Source organism: Streptomyces sp. NPDC005408 (assembly GCF_040606445.1).
In the GTDB taxonomy this organism is placed as follows: domain Bacteria; phylum Actinomycetota; class Actinomycetes; order Streptomycetales; family Streptomycetaceae; genus Streptomyces.
Window position 1 is genome coordinate 97,520 of the sequence record NZ_JBEXEX010000002.1, and the last position, 24,661, is coordinate 122,180.

Consider the following 24,661-nt stretch of genomic DNA (forward strand, 5'->3'; position numbering starts at 1 on the left):
CCATGAACCGACGTACCCTCCTCGGCGGCCTGTTCGCCGCGGCCTCCGTCCCCGCGCTCGCCGCCTGCAGCAGCGGCATCACCTCCCTCGAAGGCAAGGGCGGCGACCTGTCAGGAAGCGGCTCCAGCAAGGACGGCGTCACCATCGGCACCGCCAACTTCACCGAGAACCAGATACTCGGCTTCCTGTACGCGTCCGTGCTCGAAGCAGCCGGTGTGAAGACGAAGGTCCGCCCCAACCTCGGCACCCGCGAGATCCTCATCCCCGCGCTGAAGGGCGGCGACATCGATCTGCTGCCCGAGTACCAGGGCGCGCTGCTGCACTACCTCGACCCGAAGGCGAAGGCCACCGAGGAGGGCGAGATGCAGAACGCCCTCGCCGTCGCGCTCCCGGGCGGCCTGCAGATCCTCCCGTACGGCATGGCCGAGGACTCCGACGCCTTCGCCGTCACCCGCGAAACCGCCGACAAGTACGGCCTGAAGACCCTCGCCGACCTCGCCAAGCAGAACGGCAAGCTGGTCATCGGCGCGGCCCCCGAGGTCAAGAAGCGGGTCGTCGGCGTCGTCGGCCTGAAGGACGAATACGGCGTGGAGTTCAAGGAGTTCAAGTCGCTGGACTCCTCCGGGCCGCTGGTCAAGGGCGCGCTGAAGAAGGGCGACGTCGACGTCGCCAACCTCTTCACGACGGACACCGACATCACGGCCGAGGGCTGGGTCGTGCTGGAGGACCCCAAGAACCTCGTCCCCGGGCAGCATGTCGTCCCGCTGATCGCCGACCGCAAGGCCGATTCGACCGTGCGCAAGGCGCTGGCCCGGCTCGGCGCCGTACTGACGACCGAGCAGCTGACCGAGCTCAACCGGCAGGTCGACAAGGACAAGAAGGACCCCGAGGACGTGGCGAACACCTGGGCGAAGCAGCACGGGCTCACCAAGAAGTAGGGGACACAATGGGGCGCCGGTACCTGCTATACCCCACCCGGGCGCAGGAACGGCTCCTGACCGTGTGGGGGCATTCGGCGCGCCTTGTGGAACGAAGCCCTCGAGCAGCGCATGTACGTGTACGAGCAGCCGGCGGACGCGTGAAGCCCAGTCGCCCACCCTTGGGTGGACGAAGGGAATCTCACGGCTCAGGCCGGGAGAGGTCGTCAATACCTGATCTCGCGCGAGCCGTACCCCCCAGGTACCCCTACGGGAAAACAGTGGGGCTACCCCCACTGACGCGGGCGCGGCCCGCCCGTAGCGTGAACGGTTATGGAAGCCCGCGACCCTGAGCTCAAAAAGGAGCTCGACGCCACCCTGCACGCACGCCGTGAGCTGGGGGAAGAGTACGACGCCGCACTCGTCGAATCGTTTCTGGAGAAGGTCGAGCAACGGCTCGACGGCACGGTGGACCGCCGTGTCCGCCGCCAGCTCGCCGAGCAGCAGATGGTGGTCGCCCGAGGCGCCCGCCCGCCGCAGACCTCGGGGGGGAACTTCGGGGAGCGCTTCGGCTTCGCGGTCATCTCGCTGATCCTGGCCATCCCGCTGTCCGCGATCGCCGTGGTCAACGCCGACCTGGAGGGCCTGATCGTGGCCTGGTTCGGCATCGTCGGCGTGAACGCCGCGCATGCGGCGAGGGGTTGGCCCTGGACGCGGCGGTCGCGCGAGCGCGACAAGTCCGACTGGGAGGACTGACCCGGGACTCGCCCGTGGCGCGGGGGTCCGGGGGCAGAGCCCCGGCTCGGGAGCCCGGGGCCGGGCCCCGGTGAAAAGGCTGTGGCGGGGACCGCCGCACCCCCGGCGAACCGGGGGGCGGGACGACGGCGGTCCCCGCGTGGGACACGGTCCCGGGTCAGGGCCGGTCTCCGCGTCCAGGGCGTCTTGGGAGGTCCGGGAGCCGCTCCGGAGGTCCTAGACGCCGCTATGGGTGCCGGCCGGGATTCCTGCCCGGTCCCCTGCCGACATCCACCACTGTGCAGGACGCGTGTTAAGCCGGTGCTGCGCGTACGTGACACGCGCGTACCGATTGTGCGAAACCGCGTTCCTACGGGTTACTTGCCGCCCTTGGCCAGGAATGCCAGCAGGTCCTGACGGCTCACCACACCCGTCGGCTTGCCCTCGACCAGCACAATCGCCGCATCCGCCGCACCGAGCACCGACATCAGGTCCCCGACCGGCTCACCGGACCCGACCTGCGGGAGCGGCGAGCTCATGTGCTTCTCCAGCGGGTCGCCGAGCGCGGCCCGCTGGGTGAACAGCGCGTCCAGGAGCTCGCGTTCGACGACCGAGCCGATGACCTCCGCGGCCATCACGTCCGGGTGGCCCGCGCCGGGCTTCACGATCGGCATCTGGGACACCCCGTACTCCCGGAGCACCTCGATCGCCTCGCCGACCGTCTCCTCCGGGTGCATGTGCACCAGGCTCGGGATCTTGCCGCCCTCCTTGTCGCGCAGCACGTCGGCCACGCTCGCGGACGGGCCCGAGCCCTCCAGGAAGCCGTAGTCCGCCATCCACTCGTCGTTGAAGATCTTGGAGAGGTAGCCGCGGCCGCTGTCCGGCAGCAGTACGACGACGACGTCGTCCGGGCCGAGCCCCTCGGCCACGCGGAGTGCGGCGACGACGGCCATTCCGCAGGAGCCGCCGACGAGCAGGCCCTCCTCCTTGGCGAGGCGGCGCGTCATCTGGAAGGAGTCCTTGTCGGACACGGCGACGATCTCGTCGGTCACGGTCGGGTCGTACGCAGTCGGCCAGAAGTCTTCGCCGACGCCCTCGACGAGGTAGGGCCGGCCGGAGCCGCCGGAGTACACGGAGCCCTCCGGGTCAGCGCCGATGATCTTGACCTTCCCGCCGCTGACCTCCTTGAGGTAGTTGCCGGTCCCGGAGATCGTGCCGCCGGTGCCGACGCCCGCGACGAAGTGGGTGATCTTCCCGTCCGTCTGGTCCCACAGCTCGGGGCCGGTGGTCTCGTAGTGCGAGCGCGGGTTGTTCGGGTTGGAGTACTGGTCGGGCTTCCAGGCGCCGGGCGTCTCGCGCACCAGCCGGTCGGAGACGTTGTAGTACGAGTCGGGGTGCTCGGGGTCGACGGCCGTGGGGCAGACGACGACCTCGGCGCCGTACGCACGGAGCACATTGATCTTGTCCGTGGACACCTTGTCCGGGCAGACGAAGATGCACTTGTAGCCCTTCTGCTGGGCCACGATCGCAAGGCCGACGCCGGTGTTGCCGCTGGTCGGCTCGACGATGGTGCCGCCGGGCTGCAGCGCTCCACTCTCCTCTGCCGCCTCGATCATGCGCAGGGCGATGCGGTCCTTCACCGACCCCCCGGGGTTGAAGTACTCGACCTTGGCCAGGACGGTCGCCTGGATGCCTGCGGTGACGCTGTTCAGCTTCAGCAGCGGGGTATTGCCGACGAGACTGATCATCGAGTGGTGGATGCGCACAATGTTCTCCGGGATCTCCGTAGTGATGCGGCCAGCGTAAGCGGAGCAGCGGGTGATTGGGCGACGGTCGCCACGGGGCAGTTAGCTGATGACCGAAGCAGAGCTACGAGGAGGTGGCTGGGACTGTGTCGAGGGCGAGGGTGGCACGGCGCATCGCGGCGGGCGCGGCCTACGGGGGCGGCAGCATCGGCCTGCTCGGAGCGGCTGCCGTGGGGCTGGTTCTGGCGGAGGTCCAGCTCGCGAAGCGCTCCGTGGGCGGGGGCACGGCCCCTCTACCACCGCGCGGTGACGGGCTGTACGGGCTGGCCTTCGGGCGCAGTGATCCACTGATCCTCGGCATCCTGGGGGACTCGACGGCGGCGGGCCAGGGCGTACGACGGGCGGGGCAGACGCCGGGGGCGCTGCTGGCGTCCGGTCTTGCGGCGGTGGCCGAGCGGGCGGTGGAGGTCCGCAACGTGGCGCTGCCGGGGGCGCAGTCGGACGATCTCGAGCGGCAGGTGACGCTGCTGCTGGCGGACCGGGCGCGGACGCCGGACGTGTGCGTGATCATGATCGGCGCGAATGACGTCACGCACCGGATGCCGCCCACGCAGTCCGTCCGCTTTCTGGCGTCCGCGGTGCGCAGGCTGCGTACGGCGGGTGCCGAGGTGGTGGTGGGCACGTGCCCGGATCTGGGCACGATCGAGCCGGTGTACCAGCCGCTGCGGTACCTGGCGCGGCGGGTCTCGCGGCAACTGGCGGCGGCGCAGACGATCGGAGTCGTCGAGCAGGGCGGGCGGACGGTGTCGCTGGGCGACATGCTCGGCCCGGAGTTCGCGGCGAACCCGCGGGAGATGTTCGGCGCGGACAACTACCACCCGTCGGCGGAGGGCTACGCGACGGCGGCGATGGCGATGCTGCCGACGCTCTGCGCGGTGCTCGGAGTCTGGCCGGAATCGGACCGCCTGGAGGCGGACCGCCACGAGGACATGCTCCCGGTGGCGAAGGCGGCCGCGACGGCGGCGAAGCAGGCGGGCACGGAGGTCACGGCCGCCAGGGCCCCCTGGGCCCTCCTGAAGCACCGCCGACGCCGCCGCCTCCCGACACCGTCCGCGACGCCCCCGGAACCGTCCCCTTCGCCCGCGTCGGAGGCGAGCCAGGCGTAAGGGGGCGCCGGGCGCCGTCCGGCGCGGGTTCTTGGGGGCCGTTGCGCGGCCGCGCCGGGCCCCCGCCGCGGCTCGCCCGCGAAACCCACAGGTTCTCCGCGGCAAAGCCGCAGGAGTATTGGGGTTGTGGGGCACCCAGCCCCACTGCCCCGAGCCGGCGCGAACCTGCCGCACGGGGTGCGGAGCCGTCAACCGCCACGCCCTCTCGCCGCGGGCTGCGCGAAGCTGCCGCACGGGTACCGGGGGCGCCGCCCCTGCGTTTCGTGCTCCGCGGCGCAGCCGCAGGAGTGCCGGGGCGTGGAGGCGTCAGCCCGGCGTCCTTCGCTCCGCGGCGGAGCCGCCGGAGAACCGGGGTGCGGGCCGTCAGCCCTCGCGTCTCCTCCCCCTCGGCTGCGCGAAACTGCGCACGGGTACTTGGGGCGCCGCCCCTGCGTTTCGTGCTTCCGCGGCGAAGCCGCTGGAGTGCCGGGGCGTGGAGGCGTCAGCCCCCGCAGACCCTTCCCCCCAGGGGTCCGGGGCGGAGCCCCGGTTTCGGGAAGGGGCGGGGTTGGGGATAAACCCCCGTCCACCAACTGAGCGCTCGCTTAGAAAAGAGGCCCGCATCACACACCCCGCCCCGTGACCACAGCCATACGTACCGGTAACTTCCCAGACAGCGCCCCCTACCCGCCCCCGCACACCCCTGGAGCCGTGATGCCCGAAGCCGTGATCGTCTCTGCCGCCCGCTCCCCCATCGGCCGGGCCTTCAAGGGCTCCCTGAAGGACGTGCGCGCCGACGACCTGACCGCCACCATCATTCAGACCGCCCTCGCCAAGGTCCCCGAGCTCGACCCCCGAGACATCGACGACCTGATGCTCGGCTGCGGTCTGCCCGGCGGTGAGCAGGGGCACAACCTCGGGCGGATCGTCGCCGTACAGATGGGGATGGACCATCTCCCCGGCTGTACGGTCACCCGTTACTGCTCCTCCTCCCTCCAGACCAGCCGCATGGCGCTGCACGCCATCAAGGCCGGCGAGGGCGACGTCTTCATCTCGGCCGGTGTCGAGATGGTGTCCCGCTTCGTGAAGGGCAACTCCGACAGCCTCCCGGACACGCACAACCCCCGCTTCGCCGAGGCCGAGGCCCGCACCGCCGCCGTCGCCGAGAACGGCGCCGCCGACTGGCACGACCCCCGCGAGGACGGCCTCGTCCCCGACGCGTACATCGCGATGGGCCAGACCGCAGAGAACCTGGCCCGCCTCAAGGGCGTGACCCGCCAGGACATGGACGAGTTCGGCGTACGGTCGCAGAACCTCGCCGAGGAAGCCCTCAAGAACGGCTTCTGGGAGCGCGAGATCACCCCCGTGACGACCCCGGACGGCACGGTCGTCTCCAAGGACGACGGCCCCCGCGCGGGCGTCACCCTGGAGTCCGTGCAGGGCCTGAAGCCGGTCTTCCGCCCCGACGGCTTCGTCACCGCCGGCAACTGCTGCCCGCTCAACGACGGCGCCGCCGCCCTCGTGATCATGTCCGACACCAAGGCGCGCGAGCTCGGCCTGACCCCGCTCGCCCGGATCGTCTCCACCGGCGTCTCCGGCCTCTCCCCCGAGATCATGGGTTACGGCCCGGTCGAGGCCTCGAAGCAGGCACTGAAGCGCGCCGGCCTCACGGCCGGCGACATCGACCTGGCCGAGATCAACGAGGCCTTCGCCGCCCAGGTTATCCCCTCCTACCGGGACCTCGGCCTGGACCTGGAGAAGGTCAACGTCAACGGTGGCGCCATCGCCGTCGGCCACCCCTTCGGCATGACCGGCGCGCGGATCACCGGCACGCTGATCAACGGCCTCCAGTTCCACGACAAGCAGTTCGGCCTGGAGACCATGTGTGTCGGCGGCGGCCAGGGCATGGCGATGGTCATCGAGCGCCTCAGCTGAGCCGTTTCGGCCCCGCGCGGAACTCAACTCGTGACTGAATCTCCCCCAGGATGTGACCTATCTCCTGGGGGAGAGCCATATACCCAGGTCAGAGCCGCTTTCACGTTAAACACGGGGCACAAAGTCCTGTCCAATTCGTGACGTAATGCACTGACAGGGGGAGCGGGCTCACCGCAAGCTGATGTAGGAAGTCGGGGGATCGATTGAAACCGGGAGTACGTCAGTGAGCGCCATGTCTATTGCCCTGCTGCTGGCCACGGCCGCCGCCACCGCCGTGGGCGCCGCTGCCCTGCACGCAGCCCACGGGCTCCGCAGGCAGGTCACGGCCCTGCGCAGCGAGCTGGCCACCGCGCACGGCACCGGCCGTATCGCCGCCGTACCGCAGGCCCGCCCCACCCCCGCCGCCGAGATACGCGCCGCCGTCGCCGAGGCGCTCGCCGAGGAGCGCGAGCGCGAGCTGGCCGAGGCGCGCGCCTTCTGGGCCGCGCAGGAGTCGCGCGACGCGGCGGACGCGCCGTCGCTGCTGGGCGGCCTGTCTGCGCCGGGCGACGAGCTGCCCCCGTTCTACGTCCCGCGCCAGGCCGACTTCGTGGGCCTCGAGGCGATGGACTTCGACGCGGTCGAGGCGCTCGACGACATGGCGGACCTGCCCGAGGTGACGGAGTTCGCCGAGGACTCCCCCGAGCTGGCAGCGGCCCGCCGCCGCCACCCCTCGCACCCGGACTTCGTCCCAGTCCAGACCCCGGTCGTCACCGACCACGAGCGCACGGTGGCCCGCCTGGAGGAGCTCGCCGAGACGCGTACGGAACTCGCGGACGTACGTCCCGGCCCGCTCGGCACGCTGGACGTGTACGTCTTCGCGGACGGTACGACGCTGTGTATGACCCCCGGCCACCGCGAGACCGCCGAGCGGCTCGCCGAGGCGCTGCGCGTGGGCGACACCCCCGTGCTCCTGGGCGGCTCCGGCGTCTCGGGCGCGTACGCCCTGACGTTCGCGTGCGGCGAGGAGAGCGTCTACATCCTCGCGGACCGCGTCATCGCCTCGCTGTAGCCCTTCCCCGCGCCCGCGGCGGCACCACCCCGCGGGCCCGGCCCCGGCCGCCTCGCTGCGGCCCGTAAGCGCCCCCGCGCACACCCGCCCCTGCCGGAGCAGCGGCCCCGCTACAGCCCCGCCCGGCCCGCCGCCTCGCGCACCAGATTCAGGGCCTCGTCAACCTCCGCCATGGAACCGGACGGGGCCATTCTCAATGCCTCGGACAAATCTCGGCCGGCCACCAGCAGCTGATCCGCAACCGCAAACAGGCCCGCGTCCGGCATGATCCTCGGCTCGCTCCCGGGCGCTTCGATGCGTTGTGCACGCAGTGCCAACTCCCTGGCCAGCGCCAGCCCTTCGGCCGCCGCACCGCGCTGCAGCCGGCTCTGCGGAGCGGCCCGCAACCGGTCGGCGAAGCGGTCCACGGCGGCCGTCAGCTCAGTCGTATCAAGCACTCCGCGACCCTATGCGCCAGCCCCGCACTGTTGCCAATACGCGAACCCTCAGGCACGGTGGCGTGAAGGAGCACACGCGCAACGCGTCCGGAGGCGCCGATGTCCCAAGTCTTCTCCGAAGAGACCCATCGAAATCTGCTCTCCCGAATCCCCCATTGCACCGGTCGTGAAATTACCGACTGGCTTCGCACGGTCGATGAAGGCCCGTCCCTCTTCCGCTTCGAGGAGAAGGTCAGCTGGCTCCGGAGCGAACACAATCTCGCATACGGACATGCCAAAGCGATCATCCATGAGTACGACCTGAGGCGCGCCGCGCGCAAACTGCTCTAGGTCTCGAGACGCCGAAGGGCCCGCCCGGCTCTCGCCGTACGGGCCCTTCGTCACGCCCGGCCGAACCAGGCAGAGGACGACTAGTCGTCGCCGCTGAAGATCGCGACCAGCCGCAGCATCTCCAGGTAGATCCAGACCAGCGACATCGTGATGCCGAAGGCAGCGAGCCACGACTCCTCACGCGGAGCGCCGTAGGCGATGCCGTCCTCGATCTGCTTGAAGTCCAGCGTCAGGAAGAAGCAGCCGATCAGGATCGCGAGGATGCCCACGATGGCGCCGAGCGGGCCGAAGCTGCGCAGACCGCCGTCGCCGGCGACGCCGAAGAGCACCAGCAGCAGGTTCACGGCCATGACGACGACGAAGGCGATCGCGATGGTCATGCCGATGCGGGCGTACCGGGCGGTGACCCGGATCCAGCGCGCCTTGTACATGAAGAGCGTCGCGCCGCTGACCGCCATGGTGCCGAGCACGGCCTGGAAGGGCGCACCCGACCAGACGCTGTTGTACATCTCGCTGATGACGCCGAGGAAGATGCCCTCGAACGCGGCGTAGCCGATGATCAGCGCGGGCGACGGCGTGCGCTTGAAGGACTGGACGATCGCGAGGACGAACGCCACCAGGGCGGCGCCGATGGCGAGCCCGTAGCTGGTGGACGAGACCGGCAGCACCGCCCAGGCGAGGATCGCGCCGACGGTGACGGTGCCCAGGGTGATGGCGGTGCGCGAGACGACGTCGTCCATCGTCATCGCGTTCGTACGCACGGGCGCCGGGGCGCCGTACTGCGTGTCCGCCGGAGCGTACGGGTTGGTGGCGTACGGGTTGCCCGCGCCCTGTGCGTAGGGGGTCGTTCCTACGGCGGGGCCCCCGGCCTGCGGCTGCTGCGCGTTGAACCCCGCGTAGCCGTTGTCGCGGCTGAACCCCCGTCGCGAGAAGACCGGGTTACTGCTCCTCATCTCACTCCTCCATGGCCACCGTGCGCGGCCTTGGAGCCAGAGTAATGGGCAAGCAAAAGGAACGCCCTAGTGCTCGGGGAGGATCTTTCCGCGATCGTGACCGGGATCAAGATCGATAACAGTGCCGCCCGGGCCGTCGGACCGGGCGGAGAAGTGCCCGGAGCCGGACTTGAACCGGCACGCCCCCGAGGGGCAGCGAGGTTTAAGCTCGCCGTGTCTGCATTCCACCATCCGGGCATGGCGTGCGGTCCGCGTTGGCACCCGAGCCTATCCGGGTAGATCGCCCGGCCAGCGAGCCCGTGGCCCGATGTTGTCTTATTTTATTGGCTCCTGAGGGTGCGTCAGTGCAGGTAACGGGGTATTCGTACCCGCCCTGCCCGGCCCGTGGCCGCCGTCTCACGTACACCGGATTGACGGAAAGTCGCCGCCCGTCCCCCTCATCGCTTCTCAGGGACACCGTCATCCCAAAGGAGGACGGTCGGACCCCGCGGTCCGACCCAAGTGGCCCCCGGGAACGGGCACCGGGACTGACGATCCGGCGCCGGGCGGCGGACAGGATGGGGTGGTCCCCACGGCACACCTCGACAGGAGCTCTCCTCGTGACCACCACTCCCATCGCTCACCGCGCCACCGCAGTGGCCGCCCGCGCCACGGATCTGTCCAAGGTGTACGGACAGGGCGAGACCCAGGTGGTCGCGCTGGACCGGGTGACCGTCGACTTCCGGCAGGCGCAGTTCACCGCGATCATGGGGCCGTCGGGCTCCGGCAAGTCCACGCTGATGCACTGCGTGGCCGGCCTCGACAGCTTCAGCTCCGGGTCCGTGCGGATCGGTGAGACCGAGCTCGGCTCGCTCAAGGACAAGCAGCTGACCCAGCTGCGCAGGGACAAGATCGGCTTCATCTTCCAGGCGTTCAACCTGCTGCCGACGCTCAGCGCGCTGGAGAACATCACGCTTCCGATGGACATCGCGGGCCGCAAGCCGAACAAGCAGTGGCTGGAGCAGGTCATCGGCATGGTGGGCCTGAGGGACCGGCTCAGCCACCGCCCCACCGAGCTCTCCGGCGGCCAGCAGCAGCGCGTCGCCGTCGCCCGCGCCCTCGCCTCCCAGCCGGAGATCATCTTCGGTGACGAGCCGACCGGAAACCTGGACTCGCGCTCGGGCGCCGAGGTCCTGGGCTTCCTGCGCAATTCGGTACGGGAGCTGGGGCAGACCGTCGTCATGGTCACCCACGACCCGGTGGCCGCCTCCTACGCCGACCGCGTGATCTTCCTGGCCGACGGCCGGATCGTCGACGAGATGCTCAGCCCCACCGCCGACGGTGTCCTCGACCGGATGAAGGCCTTCGACGCCAAGGGCCGGACCAGCTGAACGGCCGCTGCTCCGCTCCGTAGAACTCCGGCTCTCACCTCAGGACTGACACAGACATGTTCCGTACCGCCCTGCGCAATGTGCTCGCGCACAAAGCCAGGCTGCTGATGACCGTGCTCGCCGTGATGCTCGGCGTGGCCTTCGTCTCCGGCACCCTGGTCTTCACCGACACCCTCGGCAACGCCTACCGCAAGCAGTCGGCCAAGAGCTACGACAATGTCGCGGTCGCCGTCACGACGTACGCCGGTCAGAGCGACGGCAAGAAGGACCCCGGCATCAACACGAAGACCCTGGAGAAGATCCGGGGTCTGGACGGGGTCGCCAGTGCCACCGGGCGGGTCTCCGGCTTCGCCGGGGTCGCCGACCAGGACGGCAAGCTGATCGGCAACGGCTGGTCCAACACCGGCGCGAACTTCGCCCCCGGCAAGGACGGCAAGGACTCCGCGTACACCTTCACCGACGGTTCGGGGCCGGTGCAGGACTCCCAGATCGCCCTCGACGAGGACTCGGCCGCCAAGGGCAAGTACCGGGTCGGCGACACCGTACGGGTCGCCACCAACGGGCCGGCGAAGGAGTACACCCTCTCCGGTGTCTTCACCACCGAGGACGGCGCGGTCAACGCGGGCGGCAGCCTGGTCCTCTTCGACACCTCCGTCGCGCAGAAGCTCTATCTGCAGCCCGGCTACTTCAAGGACGTCACGATCGCCGCCGCGGCCGGGGCCTCCGACCAGAAGATCCTGGACGCGGTCACGCCGCTGCTGCCCAAGGACGCCACGGCGCAGACCGGCAAGCAGCTCGCCGACGACCAGGCCCGGCAGATCGAGGATGGCCTGTCCAACCTCAACACGATGCTCCTCGCCTTCGCGGCCATCGCCCTCTTCGTCGGCATCTTCCTGATCGCCAACACCTTCACCATGCTGGTCGCCCAGCGCACCAGGGAGCTGGCGCTGATGCGCGCCGTCGGTGCCTCGCGCCGGCAGGTCAAGCGCTCGGTGATGCTGGAGGCGCTGGTCGTCGGCGCGCTCGCCTCCGCGATCGGTTTCGTCCTCGGGATCGGGCTGGCGACCGGGCTGCGCTCGGCGATGACCTCATTCGGTGCGAAGGTGCCGGCCGGTCCGCTGGTCGTCTCGCCCACCGCGATCGTCGCCGCACTCGCGGTCGGCGTCCTGGTCACCGTGCTCGCCGCGTGGCTGCCCGCCCGCCGGGCCGCGAAGATCCCGCCGGTGGCTGCGATGGGCAGCGCGCATCTGCCCGCGACGACCAAGTCCCTGGTCGTACGCAACACCATCGGCAGTGTCATCACGCTGGCCGGCCTGGCGGCGATCTTCGCCGGTGCGGCGGCCGGCAAGAACCAGGGCCGGATGATGATCGGCGCCGGTGCGTTCCTGGCACTGATCGGCATCATCGTGCTGATCCCGCTGCTGTCCCGTCCGGTCATCGCGCTGGTGCGGCCGCTGCTGCACCGCCTCTTCGGGGTGTCCGGCAAGCTGGCCGGGCAGAACGCGCTCCGCAATCCGCGCCGTACCGGAGCGACTGCTTCGGCGCTGGCGATCGGCCTCACCCTGGTCACCGGTCTCACGGTCATCGGTGTCACGCTGGGCCAGGCCATCGACAAGATGACCACGGACAACATCCGCGCCGACTATCTGGTCACGATGGCGGGCGGCGGTGCCCTCGACAAGTCGGCGCTCACCGCGCTGGAGAAGGCGAAGGGTGTCGCCGCGGTCTCCCCGCAGCAGGCCACCTCGCTGGAGGTCAAGGGCGAGTGGCAGTCCGCGTCGGCGGTCACGCCCGGCGATGTGGAGAAGGTCTTCGACCTGAAGACTGTCTCGGGTTCCCTGGCCACGCTCGGCAAGGGCCAGATCGCGGTCGCGGAGGACACGGCGAAGTCGAATGGCTGGAAGGCCGGCGACGTGCTGCCGGTGAACTTCGGTGACGACCGCGACGGCGGCAAGGCGGCGACCAAGAACGTGACGGTCGGCGCGATCTACCAGGGCAATGAGTTCCTGTCGCCGGTGCTGGTGTCGACGCAGCTCGTCGCACCCTACGAGGCGAAGCCGTTCATCCCCGAGATCTGGGTGAAGACGGACGGCGGCGCGACCGGGGCGAACGAGCAGGCGCTGGTGGACGCGCTCGGCGACAACCCGGCGATGAGCGTCATGGACCAGCAGGACATCCGCAACAAGTTCGGCGGCATGATCAACACCATGCTGAACATCATGTACGGACTGCTGGCGATGGCCCTGATCATCGCGGTGCTCGGCGTCATCAACACGCTTGCGATGTCCGTCTTCGAGCGTCAGCAGGAGATCGGCATGCTGCGGGCGATCGGCCTGGACCGCCGCAAGGTCAAGCGCATGATCCGCCTGGAGGCGGTGGTGATCTCGGTCTTCGGTGCGGTGGTCGGCATCGGGCTCGGCTCCTTCCTGGCCTGGGCCCTGGGCGAGACCCTCAAGTCGGACATCCCCAACTACGCACTGGTCGTGCCGTGGGACCGGATCGGGATCTTCCTGCTGCTGGCCGGGGTGGTCGGGGTGCTGGCCGCGCTGTGGCCGGCCCGCAGCGCCGCGAAGCTGAACATGCTGACGGCGATCAAGACCGAGTAGCCGTACGGGAGTTGAGGGCCCCGCGACCTGGTGGTCGCGGGGCCCTTTCCGTTTTCCTCAGTGCCAGGTGCGCGGGCGCAGCGGCAGACCGGAGGCTCCGCTCTGCGGCGTCTTCACGGCGAGGATCTGGTTGACGCCGATCTTGTTGCGCTCGAAGGAGATGGCACATGCGGCCATGTAGAGCCGCCAGACACGGGCGCGTCCCGGCGAGCTGTGGCGCACGGCCTGGCGCCAGTTCGCCTCCAGGTTGGCGACCCAGCGGCGCAGGGTCAGGGCGTAGTGCTCGCGGATGGCCTCGACGTCGCGGACCTCGAATCCCGCTTCCTCAAGGGTGGCGACGGTTCGGCCGAGTGGCGCGAGCTCGCCGTCGGGGAAGACGTAACGGTCGATGAACTCGTCCACGTGGTAGGCGGATTCGTTCTTCTCCGGCGGGCGGGCGATCTGGTGGTTGAGGAGCCGCCCTCCCGGTTTGAGGAGCGAGAAGAGCTGTTCGGCGTACTCGTGGTAGCGCACCTGGCCGACGTGTTCGGCCATGCCGATGGAGGAAATGGCGTCGTACGGACCGTCCCTGACGTCACGGTAGTCCTGAACGCGGATCTCGATCCGGTCGGTGAGTCCCTCTCCGGCGATGCGCTTACGGGCGTAGGCGGCCTGCTCTCGGGAGAGGGTGACGCCGGTGACCTGGACGCCGTACTCACGGGCGGCGTGCATGGCCATCGAGCCCCAGCCGCAGCCGACGTCGAGGAGCCGGTCACCCTCCTTGAGGCCGAGCTTGCGGCAGACGAGGTCGAGCTTGGCGCGCTGGGCGTCCTCCAGGGAGCCGCCGTCCTCCCAGTAGGCACAGGAGTAGACCATGGACGGCCCGAGGACGAGCTCGTAGAAGGGGTTGCCCACGTCGTAGTGGTGGCTGATGGCCTTCTTGTCGCGGCGCTTGGTGTGCAACGGCCCGGCGCGCCTGCGGACTTCCTCGGCGGGCGGTGGCGGGGGCGGCAGCGCGCCGCCGATCTTCAGCAGGCCGCGGGCGGCGGCGCGCCGACGGGGGTCGCGCAGGGGATGCACGGCCTTGGTGCTGTCGTCGCCGCGCTCCCAGATGATCCCTGACAGCAGATCGAGGGCGGCGTACAGATCCCCTTCGACATCGATCTCCCCGGCCACCCACGCCCGGGCGAGCCCGAGCTCACCGGGCCGCCACAGCAGCCGGCGCAGGGCGCGACGGTGCCGGACGACGAGTACGGGAGCGCCTGGAGGCCCGGACTCACTACCGTCCCAGGCCCGGATACGGACCGGGAGCGGGGCCCCCAGCAACTCCTCGGCAAGAGTGGTCAGCCGCAGCGCGGCGTCGCCCATGGCGCACACCTCCGTGACGATGGATCCCAGAAATGCTCCTGCACCACGCCGCGGATGTGGCCGCGTGATGCACTCCTGAGAACAATCCGACCACCCTGCGTGCTTCCCGTGGATACGCAATGCCCAAGCAAATTACCTGCATCCCACATCTACCCGGCGCCCCCGGGTGGGGCCGCGCCCGCGCGCACGGCGCATGCGCGCGGCCGGGCCACGCCTGCGGCGCGAAGCTGCCGCGCCCGACGGGGGCGTGGGGGTACCTCGTACCCCCACTGGCCGAGGCCGGGCGGGTGTGAAAGCCCCGGGCACGGCGAAGGGGCCGCCCGCACCACGGATGGCGGGCGGCCCCTTCGTACAGAGGGTGCCGGGAGTTAGGAGGCCTTCGCCTTCTCCGGCGTCGGCGCGGAGGCCGACGGGGCCGGCTTGGCCGCCTCGTAGAACTCCTCGCGCGGCGTCTCCATCGCGCCCAGCGAAACCACCTCGCGCTTGAGGAACATCGCCAGCGTCCAGTCCGCGAAGACCCGGATCTTACGGTTCCACGTCGGCATCGCCATGCCGTGGTAGCCACGGTGCATGTACCACGCCAGACGGCCCTTGAGCTTGATCTTCACCTTGCCCATGACGATCATCGCGACGCCCTTGTGCAGGCCGAGACCGGCCACCGCACCCTTGTTGGCGTGGCTGTACTCCTTCTGCGGGAAGCCCCGCATGCCGGAGATGACGTTGTCGCCGAGGACCCTCGCCTGACGCAGCGCGTGCTGGGCGTTCGGCGGGCACCAGGCGTTCTCGACGCCGGCCTTGCGCGCCGCCATGTCCGGGACCTGCGCGTTGTCGCCCGCGGCCCAGATGTAGTCGGTGCCCTGGACCTGCAGCGTCGTCTGCGTGTCCACGTGGCCGCGCGGGCCGAGCGGCAGGCCGTAGCGGGCCAGCGCCGGGTTCGGCTTCACGCCGGCGGTCCACACGATGGTGTTGGAGTCGGCCTCCAGGCCGTTCTTCAGCACCACGTGGCCGTCCACGCAGGAGTCCATCGAGGTCGACAGGTAGATCTCGATGCCGCGGCCCTCGAGGTGCTCCTTGCCGTACTTGCCCAGCTTCGGGCCCACCTCGGGAAGGATCTTGTCGGCCGCGTCCACCAGGATGAAGCGCATGTCCTCGCGCTTGACGCTGGTGTAGTACTTGGCCGCGTCGCGCGCCAGGTCCTCCACCTCGCCTATGGTCTCCGCGCCGGCGAAGCCGCCGCCCACGAAGACGAAGGTCAGCGCCTTCCGGCGGACCTCCTCGTCCGTCGTCGAGTCGGCCTTGTCGAGCTGCTCGAGTACGTGGTTGCGCAGCCCGATGGCCTCCTCGATGCCCTTCATACCGATGCCCTGCTCGGCGAGGCCGGGGATCGGGAAGGTGCGGGAGACCGCGCCGAGCGCCACGACCAGGTAGTCGAAGGGCAGCTCGTACGCCTCGCCGACCAGCGGCGAGATCGTCGCGACCTTGCGGTCCTGATCGATGGTGGTGACTCGGCCGGTGAGCACCTCAGCCTTGGGCAGCACGCGTCGCAGCGGGACGACGACATGCCGAGGCGAGATGCTGCCGGCGGCAGCTTCGGGGAGGAAGGGCTGGTACGTCATGTACGAGCGCGGGTCCACGACCGTGACGGTCGCTTCTGCGTAACGCATCTTCTTCAGAATGCGCCGAGCTGCGTACAGGCCTACGTACCCACCGCCTACAACGAGGATCCTGGGACGCTCCGTGGTGCTCATGCCATCGAGTATCCACCCCCCCTGGAGGGGTCGCTCGTGAGCCCCTTCACAAGCACTGGACCCACCTCTGCTACACTGCGCGGCCCACGTGTTCGAGGTCATGGCACTGCGGTGGAACCACGGTGCAGTGGCGAACGTTGTTCACCCCTCGTGAGCTGGCCCCTAAGCCGCGACTCCCGGGTGGACCACCGCCCTCGTTTCACACCCCGGCAACACGCCCCGCACTGCCGGGAATCGGCGCGTCGAGGCGCATGGGACGGGCCGGAGGAGCCTTTCGACCCCTCCCAGGGCCCATCAGGGGCCATTTCCTTGTGAAGAACTTCACGAAGTTCCTCAGCGAGCGATCGACCAGGCGATCCCGTCCAGGATGTCGTGCTCGCTGACGACCACTTCCCGCGCCCCGATCCGCTCCATGATCGTGAGCAGTACGAGCGCTCCGGCACCGATGACGTCCACCCGTCCGGGGTGCATCACGGGGATCGCCGCGCGCTCGTCGTGGGTGGACTTCAGCAGCGATTCGGTGATCCCGCGGACCTGCTCGACGGAGATCACCGAGTGGTGGATCGCCTCCGACTCGTACGCGTCCAGACCGAGCGCGATCCCCGCCACCGTCGTCACCGAACCGGCCAGACCGACCAGCGTGCGGGTCTCGCGCAGCGGGACGGTCTCCTCCGCCAGGTCGAGCGCCGCCTCGATGTCCGCGCGGACGGCCGCGATCTCCTCGGGCGTCGCCGGGTCGCTCAGCGCGTGCCGCTCCGTCAGCCGTACGCAGCCGATGTCGACCGACCGGGCCGCGTGCACATGGTCGTCGCCGACCACGAACTCCGTCGAGCCGCCGCCGATGTCCACCACCAGCCGCTCCTCGTGCCCGGGCAGCCCCCCGGTCGCGCCGGTGAAGGAGAACTCCGCCTCCTGGTCACCGGTGATCACCTCGGGCTCCACGCCCAGGATGTCGAGCACTCCCCGTACGAAGTCGTCGCGGTTCGACGCGTCGCGCGATGCGGAGGTGGCCACGAAGCGCAGCTTCTCGGCACCGAACTCCTTGATCAGCGCGGCGTACTCGCGGCAGGCGGCGAAGGTACGCTCCAGCGCCTCGGGCGCGAGCCGGCCGGTCCTGTCGACGCCCTGACCGAGCCGGACGATGATCATCCGCCGGTCCAGGTCGACCAGTTCACCGGTCTCCCGGTCGACGTCGGCGATCAGCAGCCGGATGGAGTTCGTACCGCAGTCGATGGCGGCGACCCGGGTCACGTCTTGTCCCCTTCTTCTGCTTCCACCGATTCTTCTGCTTCCACCGAGCAGGGCGTCACGCACGGACCCTTGCGCCACCACTCCGGCAGCAGCGCGATCGCCTCGTCGCCCAGCGGATTGACCCCGGGCCCGGCCGCGAGCGAGTGCCCGACCAGCACGTGCAGGCACTTCACCCGGTAGGGCATGCCGCCCGCGCTCGGGAAGCCCTCCAGCACCTCGATCGCGTCACGGCGCGCGATGTAGTCCTGGTGCGCCGCGCCGTACGCGGCCGCCAGCTCCGGGTCGGTGGCGAGGCGCTCGGTCATCTCCTTCATCACGCCGTTCGCCTCCAGCGTGCCGATCGCCGACGCGGCCCGCGGGCAGGTCAGGTAGTACAGCGTCGGGAAGGGCGTGCCGTCGGGCAGCCGGGGCGCGGTCTCGACGACATCCGGCTGTCCGCACGGGCAGCGGTGGGCGATCGCGCGCAGCCCGCGCGGCGGGCGTCCGAGCTGCTCCTTGAACGCGGCGATGTCCGCGTCGGTGGGCTCGGTCGGTTCGGTGGTGGGAGGGGGCGTCTGCATGCCTGCGTCTGTCTTCTCGTTCGGTTCGTCCGGTTGCCGCGCTAGCGGCGGCGGTCGGCGTTGTCGACGCCGTCCCAGACGTTGGAGTACCAGGGGCGGTCGGCCGCCCCCTCTTCCATACGGCGCCGCTCGGCCGCCTCGGGGTCGATCATGGTGTATCCGATCTCGCCCGGGAGCACCAGGTGCAGATGCTCGCGGGCCAGCCGCTTGACGTAACTGTCGTCCTGGAGGCGCGCCTTCTCGTCCCGCAGCCGTTCCACCTTCTGCCGCGCGTCCGCCGTCCGGCGCTGCTCGTCGGCGATGTCGGCGCGCTGCGACACGTACTGGCGCATCGGATACGCGAGCGCGACGACCAGCGAGCAGACCACCAGCGCCAGGAAGGCCGCGCGTCCGGTCAGCCGGGAGCGGCGGGCCTGGCGGCGGCTCTGGGAACGGTAGACGCGAGCGGCGGTCTGCTCACCGAGCAGCCGAATCCTGGTCGCGGTGGAGAACCGATCGCGGTCCTTCCCGGCCATGTGCCGCCTCCCCATTACGTACGTACGTCCCCGGACACGGTACGGGACCGGGGCCGGGGACGTACGGACGACGGGCTGGTCAGCCCTTGAAGCGCGGGAACGCCGAGCGGCCCGCGTACACCGCGGCGTCGTCGAGGATCTCCTCGATACGCAGCAGCTGGTTGTACTTGGCGACGCGCTCGGAGCGGGCCGGGGCGCCGGTCTTGATCTGGCCGCAGTTGGTGGCGACGGCCAGGTCGGCGATGGTGACGTCCTCGGTCTCGCCGGAGCGGTGGGACATCATGCACTTGAAGCCGCTGCGCTGGGCGAGCTCCACGGCGTCCAGGGTCTCGGTCAGCGAACCGATCTGGTTGACCTTGACGAGCAGCGCGTTGGCCGCGCCGTCGTCGATGCCGCGGGCCAGGCGCTCGGGGTTGGTGACGAACAGGTCGTCGCCGACGATCTGGACCTTGGTGCCCAGCTTGTCGGTGAGGACCTTCCAGCCGGCCCAGTCGTCCTCGAACAGCGGGTCCTCGATGGAGACCAGCGGGTAGGAGGCGACGAGCTCCTCGTAGTACTCGGTCATCTCGGCGGCCGAGCGGGACTTGCCCTCGAACTCGTACGTGCCGTCCTTGTAGAACTCGGACGCGGCGACGTCGAGCGCGAGCGCGATGTCCTTGCCGGGGGCGTAACCGGCTTCCTTGATGGCCTCGAGGATCAGGTCCAGCGCGGCGCGGTTGGAGTCGAGGTTCGGCGCGAAGCCGCCCTCGTCGCCGAGACCGGTGGACAGGCCCTTGGTCTTCAGCACCTTCTTCAGCGTGTGGTAGACCTCGGCGCCCCAGCGCAGGGCCTCGGAGAAGGACTCCGCGCCGATCGGGGCGATCATGAACTCCTGGATGTCCACGTTGGAGTCGGCGTGCGAGCCGCCGTTCAGGATGTTCATCATCGGAACGGGCAGCAGGTGCGCGTTCGGGCCGCCCAGGTAACGGAAGAGCGGGAGGTCGGAGGCCTCGGACGCGGCGTGCGCCACGGCGAGCGAGACACCAAGGATGGCGTTGGCACCGAGCGAGGACTTGTCCGGGGTGGCGTCCAGGTCGAACATCGCCTGGTCGATCAGGCGCTGCTCGGTGGCGTCGTAGCCGACGAGCTCCGGGCCGATCTGCTCGATGACGGCGAGGACGGCCTTTTCGACGCCCTTGCCCTGGTAGCGGTTCTGGTCACCGTCGCGGAGCTCAAGAGCCTCGAACGCACCGGTGGAGGCGCCGGACGGAACAGCAGCACGGCCCGTGCTGCCGTCGTCGAGGCCAACCTCGACCTCGACCGTGGGGTTGCCTCGGGAGTCCAGGATTTCCCGGGCTACGACGACGTCGATGGACGGCACGAGCATCTCCTTCTGGGATGTGACGCTTGAAGTGCAGGGTCTCTTTGGCCTTGCGACATGAGCCTAACCGGCCCGGCGGCATCGGCCGCCCGATGCCCGCCCGCTGGGACGAAAAAGGGCATGAAGAGTCTCGGCGCGGGACAAACAGCGCGTGAACTACCTGGGGGTAACGGGAGAGGGCACGAGCCGAGGGGCCACGCACTGAGGGGTCACGCGCCGAGGGGCACAGACAGAACCCCGGCCCGGCGCGCACGGGGGGGAGGCGCTCCGGACCGGGGTGGCTGTGGGGGGACGGGGGTCCGCAGGGTTCGGTGGTCCGCCGGGTCCACCGGAGTCCTGGGGCTCCGGTCCTCGGGTCAGCTCAGGTGGAGCTGCTGGCCCGGGAAGATGACGTCAGCGTCGCTGATGATGTCCTTGTTCAGGTCGAACAGCTTCTTCCAGCCGCCCTTGACCTTCTTGGCCTCGGCGATCTTGGCGAGCGTGTCACCGGACTTGACCTTGTACTCGCCGTCGCCCTTCTTCACGGCCTTCTTCGGGGCGGCGGGGCGCTCGGAGCGCGTGGTGGGGGCCTCGGCGCGCTTCGGGGCGGGCTTGGCCGCCGGCTGCGCCTTCGGCGTGGTGGCGGAGCCGCCGTCGTACGCAGCGTTGGACAGGTTCACGCCGCAGTTCGGCCAGGCACCCTTGCCCTGGCCCGCAAGGACCTTCTCGCCGATGGCTATCTGCTGGGCCTTGGAGGCCTGGTCGGCCGTGGAGGCGTACGCCGTGCCGCCGTACGCGGCCCAGGTGGAAGCCGAGAACTGCAGGCCGCCGTAGAAGCCGTTGCCGGTGTTGATGGACCAGTTGCCGCCGGCCTCGCACTGCGCGACCTGGTCCCACTCGGAGGCGGTCGCGGCGGAGGCCGAGGTGGCACCCATCAGCGGCACGGCGACGGCGGCACCGGTGACACCGGCGAGCGCGACGATACGGGTGGCCTTGGACGGGCGGCGGTGCTTGGACTTGCTGGAAAACAGCATGAAGCTACTCCTCACCGACGCCTACGAGGTGAGCTGTCGGGTTCGGGCCAAGTGAGTTGCCCGGTCGCACGTCCTTGCACGCGACTTCACCCCAAGCCAGTCGTCCGCCGTCGATCTCTCAACGGCCTGGGCCGGCGCTTACCTTGGGTCCCCCGCTCCTGCCTTCGGCGCTCTGCGCGACGACTACTCCCCCCGACCGCCGGCAGGATTCGGCGTTGCGGTCAGTGGTGCCCGCGGTGGCGAGCGGTTCAGACCGTAGACACAGCTCTCCCCGATGTTCAAAGACGAACATCGGGGAGAAATCGCCCATTCTGCCGAGTGGGACATATACGTTTCCGCAGGTGACGGGCGGAATGGGCGATTCCGCCGGGGCAGATGCGTCAGTTGGGACAAAGAGACCCTTGTCTCACTTACTCAGACTCGGACATACGGGTGTGAACTGCCCTTACTTCAGGCCCAGATCGAGGCTCTGGCCAGGAAGGATGAGGTCGGGGTCGTCGCCGACGGTCTCGCGGTTCTTCTCGTAGAGCGCGGTCCAGCCGCCGGTGAGCTTCTCCTTGCCGACGATCGCGGAGAGGCTGTCGCCGGGCAGGACGGTGTACTCGCCCGGCGCGGCGTCCGATGCATCACCCTTGTCCGCTTCGTCACGTGTCGGACCATCACCTCGTGAGGCGTGACGCCCCGCTTCGCGATAATTGTCCGTATTGCCCGGCCCGGTCTCCTCCGGAGCGGGCTCGCCGCGGTGCTTGCCGCCGGTGCTGTCGGCATCCGCGTCCGCGCTCTTCGCCGCGTCGGGCGTCGCCGTCGGGTCCGCGGACGGCTTGGCGGAGGTGGAGGGCGTGGTCGAGGGCTCTGCGGGTGCGGCGGGGGTGCTCGGCGCGGGCAGGGGCGCAGTGCCCGGGTCGACGCCGGTGGCGACGCCGTCGTTCTTCAGCCCGGCGATCGCCGCGCAGCCGGGCCACGCCTCGGGGCCCTGAACGTCGAGGATCTTCTCGGCGACCGCGATCTGCTGCGAGCGGCTGGCGAGGTCGGCGGTGGGCGCGTACGCCGCACCACCGAAGGCCTGCCAGGTTTCCTGCGATATCTGGAGTCCGCCGTAGTACCCGTTGTCGATGTCGGTGCTCCACACGCCGCCGCTCTCGCACTCGGCGACGCGGTCCCACATGGAGGCGTCGGCGGCGGATGCCGCTCCGGCCCCGAGAAGGGGGATCGCGATGGCGGATCCCGTCACCCCTGCCGCGACAACAATGGCCGGAGCCTGACGGGGTCGGCGGTGTCGACCATTGCCGGAAAGCATGCGGTTGCCTTTCGCGTGACTGCTGAGACGGCAGTGAAAGTAGCCGCATTCGAACGGAAGTCACAAGTCGATGCAGCGCAGATCACGTGAAAGTCACAGACTTGACAGCACGTCAGATCTGTCGGGCAGTGAACTCAACGGGCAGAGTGCGCAATCCGCGCATAATCAGGCCCCCGCGCCAGCGCAAATCGGCCGGATCGCCCGCAAGCCGCAAGTCCGGCATTCTCCTGAGCAGCGTGGCGAGCGCGATCTGCCCCTCCAGCCGGGCGAGCGGAGCACCGAGGCAGTAGTGGATGCCGTGCCCGTACCCGAGATGCTGGTTGTCCCGCCGGGAGAGATCGAGGGTGTCCGGCTCGGCGAAGCGCTCGGGATCCCGGTCGGCGGCCGCGAGTACGACGAGTACGGGATCGCCCGCCGCGATCTCCTGCCCGCCGATGGACAGCGGCTCGGTGGCGAACCGCCAGGTCGCGAGCTCAACTGGCCCGTCGTAGCGCAGCAGTTCCTCGACCGCCGTCGCGAGGAAGTCGTTCTCCAGGAGCCCGGTCTCCCCCGCGGCCAGCGAGTGCTGCAGGCGCTCGCGCTGTTCGGGATTCCGAAGCAGGGCATAGACCCCGTTACCGATCAAGTTGACGGTGGTTTCAAAACCCGCGAAAAGCAGGATGAAGGCCATCGCCGCTGCCTCGTTCTCGGTGAGGTGCTCGCCGTGGTCGGACGCCCTGATGAGTCCCGAGATGAGGTCGTCGCCGGGTTCTTCCCTTTTACGGTGGATGAGTTCGGCGAGATAGCTGCGCATCTTCTTCACAGAGCGGGCGACTCCGCCACGCGGTCCTCCGCCGTGCCGGATCATCATCCCGGCCCAGTCCCGGAAGTCGTCCTGGTCCTCGCGCGGGACGCCCAGCATGTCGCAGATGGCATAGATGGGCAGCGGGAAGGCGAACTCGTGAATCAGGTCCGCCTCCCCTCTCTCAATGAAGCCGTCAATGAGCCGGTCGGTCAACTCCTGTACGCGCGGAGCGAATTCGGCTACGCGGCGCGGAGTGAACGCCTTCGACACCAGCCGCCGCAGCCGGGTGTGGTCCGGCGGATCGATGTTCAGCAGATGCGTCATCAGCTCGGCCTTGCGCTCGCCGGGAATGCCCGTCTTCCCCTTGGCGTGCGCAGGCTCGTCATGGTGCGCGGGATTCTTCGACAGCCGCTGGTCGGCGAGGGCCTGCTTGGCGTCGCCGTACCGCGTCACCAGCCATGCCTCGACCCCGCTGGGGAGCCGGGTGCGGTGCACGGGTGCGTGCTCGCGCAGCCAGGCGTAGGCGGGATACGGATCGGTGGCGAACTCCCAGGTGAAGAGTTCGGGCTGCGTACTCACACCTGGCTCTCGACGGCACGGATCGCGTCCCGGTAGGCGCGGGCGGCGGCCCGCAGCGCGGCCTCCGGGTCGGCGCCCTCGGCCTCCGCGCGGGTGGCGAGTGCGAGCAGTTCGTAGCCGATGCCCTCACCGGCGGGCAGCGGCACATCGAGGCCGGCGGTACGGACCCGGCCCGCGAGCTTCGCGGCCAGGGCCAGGCCGGGCTGGCCCAGCGGTACGCCGTCCGTCACCGAGTCGCGCTGCTTCTCGATCGCCTTCGTACGCAGCCAGTGCGCCTTCACGTCCTCCGGAGTCTCGGCACGCTCGTCGCCGAAGACATGGGGGTGGCGGTGGATCAGCTTCTCGACGATCGTCGCCGCCACATCGTCGATGGAGAAGGGCTCGGCGCCGTCCTCCTCGCGGCCTTCCTGCGCGATGCGCGCGTGGAAGACGACCTGGAGGAGTACGTCACCGAGCTCCTCGCGCAGCTCGTCGCGGTCGCCGTCCTCGATCGCCTCGACGAGCTCGTACGCCTCCTCGATGCCGTACTTGGCGAGGCCCTTGTGGGTCTGCTGCGAGGACCACGGGCATTCGAGCCTGATCCGGTCCATGACCTGGACGAGGTCGAGCAGGCGGGCGCCGGGCAGGTCGTAGGAGCCGGGGAGCAGCTCCAGATCCGGCATCTGCACCCGCCCGGACCCGGCGAGCCGGGCCAGCCCGTCGGTCAGGGCCTGGTCGCCCTCACCGGACGGCAGGACCACGACGGTCCGGCCGCCGGCGCAAGCGTCGACCAGCTCCTGGGCGGTGGGCGCGGTGATCTCGACCCCGACGCCCGCCTCGCGCAGATACGGCAGCTGCGGGTGTCCCTCGTCGGCGCACAGCACCTGGTCCGCGGCGTGCAGCGTCTGCCACGCGGGCCAGGACAGCAGCCCGGGCGAGACGCGGTGGCTGGCGGTGAGCAGGACGATACGGCCGGGAGCGACGGGTGCTTCTGTGGTCACCCG

21 protein-coding genes, 1 tRNA gene and 1 riboswitch are annotated in these 24,661 nt (G+C 69.8%); of the genes, 8 read left to right on the forward strand and 14 right to left on the reverse strand.

Going from position 1 to position 24,661, the window contains the following annotated elements; all coding sequences use genetic code 11:
- Window positions 1-2: 2 nt before the first annotated feature.
- The gene (locus ABZS64_RS02485; protein ID WP_355822264.1) at window positions 3-938 is read left to right on the forward strand and encodes an ABC transporter substrate-binding protein; all 936 of its coding nucleotides are present in this window, start codon (window positions 3-5) and stop codon (window positions 936-938) included.
- A 312-nt stretch (window positions 939-1,250) separates the two neighbouring features.
- The gene (locus tag ABZS64_RS02490; protein WP_355822266.1) at window positions 1,251-1,673 is read left to right on the forward strand and encodes a hypothetical protein; all 423 of its coding nucleotides are present in this window, start codon (window positions 1,251-1,253) and stop codon (window positions 1,671-1,673) included.
- Window positions 1,674-2,029: 356 nt separating this feature from the next.
- On the opposite strand, the gene ABZS64_RS02495 is transcribed toward ABZS64_RS02490, so the two are convergent.
- Window positions 2,030-3,418 (reverse strand): cystathionine beta-synthase, encoded by a 1,389-nt coding sequence (locus ABZS64_RS02495; protein WP_355822268.1) that lies wholly within the window; start codon window positions 3,416-3,418, stop codon window positions 2,030-2,032.
- 140 nt (window positions 3,419-3,558) lie between these two features.
- On the opposite strand from ABZS64_RS02495, the gene ABZS64_RS02500 reads away from it, so the two are divergent.
- The 3 genes from ABZS64_RS02500 to ABZS64_RS02510 all read left to right on the forward strand — a co-directional run bounded on the left by ABZS64_RS02500 (window position 3,559) and on the right by ABZS64_RS02510 (window position 7,528).
- Window positions 3,559-4,563 (forward strand): SGNH/GDSL hydrolase family protein, encoded by a 1,005-nt coding sequence (locus ABZS64_RS02500; protein ID WP_355822771.1) that lies wholly within the window; start codon window positions 3,559-3,561, stop codon window positions 4,561-4,563.
- Window positions 4,564-5,256: 693 nt separating this feature from the next.
- On the forward strand, window positions 5,257-6,477 hold the full coding sequence (locus ABZS64_RS02505; protein ID WP_355822270.1) for an acetyl-CoA C-acetyltransferase: 1,221 nt from the start codon (window positions 5,257-5,259) through the stop codon (window positions 6,475-6,477).
- A 232-nt stretch (window positions 6,478-6,709) separates the two neighbouring features.
- The gene (locus ABZS64_RS02510) at window positions 6,710-7,528 is read left to right on the forward strand and encodes a hypothetical protein (RefSeq protein ID WP_355822773.1); all 819 of its coding nucleotides are present in this window, start codon (window positions 6,710-6,712) and stop codon (window positions 7,526-7,528) included.
- Between the two features lie 110 nt (window positions 7,529-7,638).
- Here ABZS64_RS02510 and ABZS64_RS02515 read toward each other — a convergent pair whose 3' ends face one another.
- Window positions 7,639-7,965 (reverse strand): hypothetical protein, encoded by a 327-nt coding sequence (locus ABZS64_RS02515; protein ID WP_355822272.1) that lies wholly within the window; start codon window positions 7,963-7,965, stop codon window positions 7,639-7,641.
- Between the two features lie 99 nt (window positions 7,966-8,064).
- Here ABZS64_RS02515 and ABZS64_RS02520 point away from each other — a divergent pair, with 99 nt between their 5' ends.
- Window positions 8,065-8,295 (forward strand): DUF4287 domain-containing protein, encoded by a 231-nt coding sequence (locus tag ABZS64_RS02520; protein WP_355822274.1) that lies wholly within the window; start codon window positions 8,065-8,067, stop codon window positions 8,293-8,295.
- Window positions 8,296-8,375: 80 nt separating this feature from the next.
- Here the strand turns inward: ABZS64_RS02520 and ABZS64_RS02525 are convergent, their stop codons facing one another.
- Window positions 8,376-9,248: a Bax inhibitor-1/YccA family protein gene (locus ABZS64_RS02525; protein WP_355822275.1), complete on the reverse strand. Its 873-nt coding sequence runs from the start codon at window positions 9,246-9,248 to the stop codon at window positions 8,376-8,378.
- Window positions 9,249-9,402: 154 nt separating this feature from the next.
- Window positions 9,403-9,485, reverse strand: a tRNA-Leu gene (locus ABZS64_RS02530).
- Window positions 9,486-9,847: 362 nt separating this feature from the next.
- Here ABZS64_RS02530 and ABZS64_RS02535 point away from each other — a divergent pair.
- Both ABZS64_RS02535 and ABZS64_RS02540 read left to right on the forward strand, forming a co-directional pair.
- Window positions 9,848-10,618, forward strand: coding sequence for an ABC transporter ATP-binding protein (locus ABZS64_RS02535; protein ID WP_355822276.1), 771 nt, complete (start codon window positions 9,848-9,850; stop codon window positions 10,616-10,618).
- Window positions 10,619-10,674: 56 nt separating this feature from the next.
- Complete coding sequence (locus ABZS64_RS02540) at window positions 10,675-13,224, forward strand: ABC transporter permease (protein WP_355822278.1); 2,550 nt, start codon at window positions 10,675-10,677, stop codon at window positions 13,222-13,224.
- A gap of 57 nt (window positions 13,225-13,281) precedes the next feature.
- Here ABZS64_RS02540 and ABZS64_RS02545 read toward each other — a convergent pair whose 3' ends face one another.
- The 10 genes from ABZS64_RS02545 to ABZS64_RS02590 form a co-directional block, all read right to left on the reverse strand.
- The gene (locus ABZS64_RS02545) at window positions 13,282-14,571 is read right to left on the reverse strand and encodes a cyclopropane-fatty-acyl-phospholipid synthase family protein (protein ID WP_355822279.1); all 1,290 of its coding nucleotides are present in this window, start codon (window positions 14,569-14,571) and stop codon (window positions 13,282-13,284) included.
- Window positions 14,572-14,939: 368 nt separating this feature from the next.
- A complete protein-coding gene (locus ABZS64_RS02550; protein ID WP_355822281.1) occupies window positions 14,940-16,319 on the reverse strand; it encodes an NAD(P)/FAD-dependent oxidoreductase in 1,380 nt (459 codons plus the stop codon).
- 333 nt (window positions 16,320-16,652) lie between these two features.
- Window positions 16,653-17,570 carry a Ppx/GppA phosphatase family protein gene (locus ABZS64_RS02555; RefSeq protein ID WP_355822283.1) on the reverse strand — a complete coding sequence of 306 codons (918 nt, stop codon included), beginning with the start codon at window positions 17,568-17,570 and terminating at the stop codon, window positions 16,653-16,655.
- Window positions 17,567-18,130, reverse strand: coding sequence for a DUF501 domain-containing protein (locus tag ABZS64_RS02560; protein WP_355822285.1), 564 nt, complete (start codon window positions 18,128-18,130; stop codon window positions 17,567-17,569). The genes ABZS64_RS02555 and ABZS64_RS02560 overlap by 4 nt, the downstream gene beginning before the upstream one ends.
- A 41-nt stretch (window positions 18,131-18,171) precedes the next feature.
- Window positions 18,172-18,645: a septum formation initiator family protein gene (locus tag ABZS64_RS02565; RefSeq protein WP_355822287.1), complete on the reverse strand. Its 474-nt coding sequence runs from the start codon at window positions 18,643-18,645 to the stop codon at window positions 18,172-18,174.
- A gap of 79 nt (window positions 18,646-18,724) precedes the next feature.
- Window positions 18,725-20,011, reverse strand: a complete 1,287-nt coding sequence (gene eno / locus ABZS64_RS02570) for a phosphopyruvate hydratase (RefSeq protein WP_355822289.1) — start codon at window positions 20,009-20,011, stop codon at window positions 18,725-18,727.
- A 350-nt stretch (window positions 20,012-20,361) separates the two neighbouring features.
- Window positions 20,362-21,018, reverse strand: coding sequence for a transglycosylase family protein (locus tag ABZS64_RS02575; protein ID WP_355822291.1), 657 nt, complete (start codon window positions 21,016-21,018; stop codon window positions 20,362-20,364).
- Window positions 21,019-21,021: 3 nt separating this feature from the next.
- Window positions 21,022-21,198: riboswitch (cyclic di-AMP (ydaO/yuaA leader) on the reverse strand.
- Window positions 21,199-21,463: 265 nt separating this feature from the next.
- Window positions 21,464-22,315, reverse strand: a complete 852-nt coding sequence (locus ABZS64_RS02580) for a transglycosylase family protein (RefSeq protein ID WP_355822293.1) — start codon at window positions 22,313-22,315, stop codon at window positions 21,464-21,466.
- A 112-nt stretch (window positions 22,316-22,427) separates the two neighbouring features.
- Complete coding sequence (locus ABZS64_RS02585; protein WP_355822295.1) at window positions 22,428-23,678, reverse strand: cytochrome P450; 1,251 nt, start codon at window positions 23,676-23,678, stop codon at window positions 22,428-22,430.
- Window positions 23,675-24,658, reverse strand: coding sequence for a nucleoside triphosphate pyrophosphohydrolase (locus ABZS64_RS02590; RefSeq protein WP_355822297.1), 984 nt, complete (start codon window positions 24,656-24,658; stop codon window positions 23,675-23,677). Before ABZS64_RS02590 ends, ABZS64_RS02585 begins: the two co-directional genes overlap by 4 nt.
- Window positions 24,659-24,661 lie beyond the last annotated feature (3 nt).

Coding starts and splice junctions, on each gene's coding strand:
- eno (WP_355822289.1), bottom strand. CDS start 20,011: ATGCTCGTGCCGTCCATCGACGTCGTCGTAGCCCGGGAAATCCTGGAC.
- ABZS64_RS02505 (WP_355822270.1), top strand. CDS start 5,257: ATGCCCGAAGCCGTGATCGTCTCTGCCGCCCGCTCCCCCATCGGCCGG.
- ABZS64_RS02550 (WP_355822281.1), bottom strand. CDS start 16,319: ATGAGCACCACGGAGCGTCCCAGGATCCTCGTTGTAGGCGGTGGGTAC.
- ABZS64_RS02490 (WP_355822266.1), top strand. CDS start 1,251: ATGGAAGCCCGCGACCCTGAGCTCAAAAAGGAGCTCGACGCCACCCTG.
- ABZS64_RS02485 (WP_355822264.1), top strand. CDS start 3: ATGAACCGACGTACCCTCCTCGGCGGCCTGTTCGCCGCGGCCTCCGTC.
- ABZS64_RS02565 (WP_355822287.1), bottom strand. CDS start 18,645: ATGGCCGGGAAGGACCGCGATCGGTTCTCCACCGCGACCAGGATTCGG.
- ABZS64_RS02575 (WP_355822291.1), bottom strand. CDS start 21,018: ATGCTGTTTTCCAGCAAGTCCAAGCACCGCCGCCCGTCCAAGGCCACC.
- ABZS64_RS02525 (WP_355822275.1), bottom strand. CDS start 9,248: ATGAGGAGCAGTAACCCGGTCTTCTCGCGACGGGGGTTCAGCCGCGAC.
- ABZS64_RS02540 (WP_355822278.1), top strand. CDS start 10,675: ATGTTCCGTACCGCCCTGCGCAATGTGCTCGCGCACAAAGCCAGGCTG.
- ABZS64_RS02560 (WP_355822285.1), bottom strand. CDS start 18,130: ATGCAGACGCCCCCTCCCACCACCGAACCGACCGAGCCCACCGACGCG.
- ABZS64_RS02580 (WP_355822293.1), bottom strand. CDS start 22,315: ATGCTTTCCGGCAATGGTCGACACCGCCGACCCCGTCAGGCTCCGGCC.
- ABZS64_RS02510 (WP_355822773.1), top strand. CDS start 6,710: ATGTCTATTGCCCTGCTGCTGGCCACGGCCGCCGCCACCGCCGTGGGC.
- ABZS64_RS02520 (WP_355822274.1), top strand. CDS start 8,065: ATGTCCCAAGTCTTCTCCGAAGAGACCCATCGAAATCTGCTCTCCCGA.
- ABZS64_RS02545 (WP_355822279.1), bottom strand. CDS start 14,571: ATGGGCGACGCCGCGCTGCGGCTGACCACTCTTGCCGAGGAGTTGCTG.